Annotated in this window: 1 protein-coding gene; it reads left to right on the top strand. The window is 63.7% G+C overall.

The window, feature by feature from the left end:
• A partial coding sequence (locus A3728_RS15825) for an inorganic phosphate transporter (protein WP_150120841.1) occupies positions 1–215 on the top strand: 215 nt, incomplete at both ends.

Raw genomic sequence — 215 nt, forward strand, 5'->3', positions numbered from 1 at the left:
CGCCGCAGAAGCCGGCGGGGTCGAGGCCGAGGTGCGCATTCCGCTCTGGGTGATGATCATCGGTGCCTTCGGCATCTCCTTCGGGCTGTTTCTCTTCGGTCCGAAGCTCATCCGGATGGTGGGCCGCCAGATCACCAAGCTGAACCCGATGCGTGCCTATTGCGTCGCCCTTTCAGCGGCGATCACGGTCATCGTGGCAAGCTGGCTGGGTCTTC

This window comes from Sulfitobacter sp. HI0040 (assembly GCF_001634885.1).
Lineage (GTDB): Bacteria > Pseudomonadota > Alphaproteobacteria > Rhodobacterales > Rhodobacteraceae > Sulfitobacter.